General features: G+C 52.2%; 3 protein-coding genes. 1 reads left to right on the forward strand and 2 read right to left on the reverse strand.

Annotated elements, in window-relative coordinates; all coding sequences use genetic code 11:
* Window positions 1–433: 433 nt before the first annotated feature.
* Window positions 434–2167 (reverse strand): phospho-sugar mutase, encoded by a 1734-nt coding sequence (locus OB13_RS20675; protein ID WP_461492079.1) that lies wholly within the window; start codon window positions 2165–2167, stop codon window positions 434–436.
* A gap of 304 nt (window positions 2168–2471) precedes the next feature.
* The gene (gene hppD / locus OB13_RS20680; RefSeq protein WP_461492080.1) at window positions 2472–3566 is read right to left on the reverse strand and encodes a 4-hydroxyphenylpyruvate dioxygenase; all 1095 of its coding nucleotides are present in this window, start codon (window positions 3564–3566) and stop codon (window positions 2472–2474) included.
* Between the two features lie 151 nt (window positions 3567–3717).
* Between hppD and OB13_RS20685 the strand changes: the two genes are divergently transcribed.
* On the forward strand, window positions 3718–4116 hold the full coding sequence (locus OB13_RS20685; RefSeq protein ID WP_461492081.1) for a hypothetical protein: 399 nt from the start codon (window positions 3718–3720) through the stop codon (window positions 4114–4116).
* Window positions 4117–4258: the final 142 nt, after the last annotated feature.

Genomic DNA, 4258 nt, shown 5'->3' on the forward strand with positions numbered 1-4258 from the left:
ACCCCTCTGACTCCCCTCAAGGGGAGAATTCTTACATGAGTAGGTATAGCTAGCAGGTATAGCAGATATCCTTCCAACTTCCGCTACGCAGGTATAGCCTCTGCCAAGTGCACTTTGCGGCGCTCCACTGTCTGAGCGTTCAGCGAGTTTGGAGCGTCCTAATTTTTTTGCTCACTTTTTTCATCAAGGAAAAAAGTGAGGCCCCGCCGGCAGGCGAAGCTATGAAACAACTAAGGTTGTTATACCTGGAACAGCATTTCCGTCAGTTACAAACTGGCCGCATGTGCCACCACAAGTTACCGCTGCGCTCAAACTTGCGTTATAAGCAGGTATAGGTATAGACTGTGTGGGAGCAGGAGACAAGAAAAATGGCTAAACCGCCGGAGGTATTACCACCAACAATTTAGCCATTCAACAATTCAACAAGTAAACCTTACTTCAGCTTCAGGTCTATCAGGATCTGCTCAATTTTCTGATTCAGTTGCTGATCCACAGCATCAAAATCGTCTTTAGACGCAAGCGGCTCATTTACGCTGATGTAGAACTTGATCTTTGGCTCGGTGCCGGACGGACGGGCACTTATCTTGGTGCCGTCTTCAGTGAGGTACTGCAGCACGTTGGAGCTTTCCAGGTCAAGTTTCGTTTCTTCGCCTGAGAACAGGTTTTTGCGCGTGCTGTGTTTGTAGTCGCTCATTTCCATAATTCTGGAACCGGCAACCGTCTGCGGCGGATTGGCGCGCATGTCGGCCATCATCTGCTGGATCTCCTCGGCGCCCCGCTGTCCCTTCTTGGTAAAGGAAACGAGCTCTTCTTTGTAGAAGCTGTGCTGTGTGTACATCTCCACCATCATCTCAAACAACGTCTGGCCTCTGTCTTTTGCCACGGCAGCCATTTCAGCGATCAGGGCGCAGGCCGAGATAGCGTCTTTGTCGCGCACGAAGTCGCCGATCATGTAGCCGTAGCTTTCCTCGCCGCCGCCAATGTATACTTCCTTGCCTTCCAGCTCGCGTATCTTCTCAGCGATGTACTTGAAGCCGGTCAGGGTCTCGTACATCTTCACGTTGTAGCTGTCGGCAATGTCCTTGATCAGGTCCGTGGTCACGATGGTCTTGACAATAAACTCTTTGCCGGTCAGCTTGCCGGCTTTTTGCCAGGCCAGCAGCAGGTAGTTCATCAGCAGGGCGCCGGTCTGGTTGCCGTTCAGCAGCACAAACTCGCCCTGCAGGTTTTTCACGGCTATACCTACGCGGTCAGAGTCGGGGTCTGTGGCCAGCACCAGGTCTGCATCTATTGCACGGGCTTTGTTCAGGGCCAGGGTCATCGCCTCTTTCTCCTCCGGATTAGGATAAACCACCGTCGGGAAATTGCCATCCGGTGTGGCCTGCTCTTCTACAATGTGCACGTTGGTGAAACCAAAGCGCTTGAGCACTTCCGGTACCAGCGTGATGCCGGTGCCATGGATAGACGAGAACACGATCTTGAGGTCATGCTGGTGCCGGATGGCCTCTTGGGAAATAGAAAGGCCAACTACTTTCGCGATGTAGGCTTCGTCCATCTCTTCGCCTAACAGGTGAATGTTGGCGGGTTTTGACTCGAAGGCCACTTCATCGGGCGATGTGATCTTGTTCACCTCTGTTATGATGTTCTTGTCGTGCGGAGCTGTTACCTGTGCGCCGTCGTTCCAGTATACCTTGTAGCCGTTGTACTCCTTTGGGTTGTGGGAAGCCGTCACCACGACGCCGCTCTGGCAGCCCAGCTGGCGTATGGCAAAGGAGAGCTGCGGCGTCGGGCGCAGCGCCTGGAACAGGTATACCTCGATATCATTGGCCGAGAAGATGTCAGCGGCGATGCGCGCAAATACGTCGGAGTTGTTACGGCAGTCGTAGGCGATGGCCACTTTCACGCGCTCTCCCGGGAAGTTCTGCTTCAGGTAGTTGCAGAGGCCCTGTGTTGCCATACCCAGGGTATAGCGGTTCATGCGGTTGCTGCCCGCTCCCATAATGCCCCGCAGGCCACCGGTACCGAACTCCAGGTCTTTGTAGAAAGCATCAGAAAGGGCTTCATGTTCGTTGCGCTGGAGCAGTTCGTTTATTTCTGTCTTGGTTGCCTCGTCGTAGTTTCCGGACAGCCAGGCGTCAATTTTGTGTTGTATAGCGGGTTCAATCATAGTCTTTGGTAATGTATTTTAAGGATGATATATCGTCTAATATACTTTCTTTCATCGCGCGAATGTGATGTACCTGGTGGCGTCCCGCCACCTGAGCAGGTATAGCTTCTAAAGCGGCCGGAGTCCGCCTGCTACCTCACGCTCGCGGGTCGCGAGCGTGAGGTAGCAGCACTTTAAATCACACAAAAAATCACACCAGCTCTTATCTGTACGGAGGTACATGGGGAAGAACTGGTGTGATGTATGACTAGCAAAGTAAAGAAATCTGGCTCGGTTTTACACCGGGCTATACTTTAATTTATGCTTAAAGGTTACCGCGCAGGGCCTGCTCCCGTTCGATGGCTTCGAACAGGGCTTTGAAATTGCCTTTGCCGAATGATTTGGCTCCTTTGCGCTGAATGATCTCGAAGAAAACCGTCGGCCTGTCTTCTACCGGTTTGGTAAAGATCTGCAGCAGGTAGCCTTCGTCGTCGCGGTCCACGAGGATGTTGAGCTTGCGCAGGTCCTGCATGTCTTCGTCTATGTGGCCGATGCGATCCACCAGGTCTGCATAGTAGGTTTCGGGTACCTGCAGGAATTCAACGCCGCGGCGGCGGAGTTCCGATACGGTATGCAGGATATCGTTGGTCGCCACGGCAATGTGCTGCACGCCCGGACCCCGGTAGAACTCCAGGTATTCGTCAATCTGAGACTTTTTCTTGCCCTCTGCTGGTTCGTTTATTGGGAACTTGATGTAGCCGTTGCCGTTGGATACCACCTTCGACATCAGGGCCGTGTACTCCGTGCTGATATCCTCGTCGTCAAAGGTCAGTAGGAGGCTGAAGCCCATTACTTTCTCATAGAACTCTACCCAAGTATTCATCTTGCCCAGCTCCACATTGCCCACGCAGTGGTCTACATACTTGAAGCCAACCGGCTCTATCTCAAGGGGGCTCTGCTTGGGCAAAAAACCCGGCATGAACACGCCCGTGTAGTTGCGACGCTCCACGAAGGTATGGATCGTGTCGCCATAGGTATGGATCGAGGCAATCTTTACCTCCCCGTGCTCATCGGTAAGCGTGGTCGGTTCGATAGCCGGCCGTGCCCCACGGGCTACTGTTTCGCGGAAGGATTTTTCAGCATCATCCACCCACAACGCCAGTACTTTCACACCATCGCCATGCTGGAGCACGTGTTTCGATATGTCTGATTCAGGATCAAAGGAAGTGGTCAGCACCAGGCGCACTTTCTCCTGTTGCAACACATAGGATGCGCGGTCTCTTATACCTGTTTCGGGGCCGGCATAGGCGACCAGCTGAAAGCCGAAAGCCGTCTGGTAAAAGTGAGCGGCCTGCTTGGCGTTGCCCACATAGAACTCGATATGATCGGTGCCGTTGAGAGGCAGAATATCTGTTGCCATAGGTATGGGTATGGTTTAAGGAATGAAATTTGGTAAAAATACAGTTTTTATACGTTTATCAAAACCATCCGAAGGTGTCTGCAAATTATCGACGGTATTATTTGCAATTACTACAGCATGTTTCCAACTTTGTAAAAAACACAACGACGCTATGAATGCAAATGCTCTGAACAGTTCGCTGGTGGCTATCATCCAAAAGAAAGATGAACTGAATGCGCTTGATTATAACGACGAGCGGTACGACGATATTGAAGAAGAACTGCACGATCTGGAAGACGATTTTAACGAAGAGTTCGGCGACTACCTGGAGGATGCGCTGGAGGAAGTGCACGGCAAATTACGCTCCGATGCCGATATCCTGCTGCCTTCTGCCTACCTGCCCAGCTCCTTGAAAGGAGAGCACGTAGGACCGAACGGTGAAAAGGAAGGTGTCTGGATCGAGTCCGATGAGTTTCCGGGAGTGGAAATGCGCCTGGTGCTGGCTGCCAACCCAGCCCGCTTTGTCGTGCTGATAGGCGACCAGGAGCGCGAGCTTTGGAAAGCAGAATAAAGTAGCCTACATAAACAAGGGGCAGGCCTGCACAAGCCGTCTGCTCTCCGAATGGATAAATTGCCGCACTTGCCGATGCTCAGCTGAGGTGGGTGCGGCAATTTTTTTATACCTATTCCTATACCTGGTGTAACTATCCTTG

The organism is Pontibacter sp. HJ8, assembly GCF_054824225.1.

What these genes read in the sequence shown, in the direction of transcription:
- OB13_RS20675 (WP_461492079.1), bottom strand. Translation starts at nt 2,167, where the DNA reads ATGATTGAACCCGCTATACAACACAAAATTGACGCCTGGCTGTCCGGA.
- hppD (WP_461492080.1), bottom strand. Translation starts at nt 3,566, where the DNA reads ATGGCAACAGATATTCTGCCTCTCAACGGCACCGATCATATCGAGTTC.
- OB13_RS20685 (WP_461492081.1), top strand. Translation starts at nt 3,718, where the DNA reads ATGAATGCAAATGCTCTGAACAGTTCGCTGGTGGCTATCATCCAAAAG.